At 69.3% G+C, this 257-nt stretch carries 1 protein-coding gene; it reads left to right on the top strand.

Going from position 1 to position 257, the window contains the following annotated elements; translation table 11 throughout:
• Positions 1 to 14: 14 nt before the first annotated feature.
• Positions 15 to 257: NAD(P)-binding protein (locus AX750_RS15880; protein WP_197432833.1), on the top strand; the 243-nt coding region annotated here is incomplete at its 3' end.

Raw genomic sequence — 257 nt, 5'->3', positions numbered from 1 at the left:
TCATCGGCGCCGGAATGGCTGGGCTTGCCGCCGCACGCCGGCTGAGCGACGCCGGTAGATCGGTGACCGTGTTCGACAAGAGCCGCGGCCTCGGTGGGCGCATGGCGACCCGTCGGGCCGGCGGCTTTCGGTTCGATCATGGGGCGCAGTATTTCACCGCTCGCAGTCCGCGATTTGTTGCCCTCGTCGAGAACCTGATGGCGGGCGGGCTGGTCGCCCGTTGGGGCGAGGATCATGTCGGCGTGCCCGGCATGAGC

The sequence above is a fragment of the Methylobacterium sp. CCH7-A2 genome (genome assembly GCF_001557075.1).
GTDB classification, from domain to species: Bacteria; Pseudomonadota; Alphaproteobacteria; order Rhizobiales; family Beijerinckiaceae; genus Allobosea; species Allobosea massiliensis.
The sequence above is the reverse complement of the archived record's forward strand: the minus strand, read 5'-3'. Positions and strand labels throughout refer to the sequence as shown.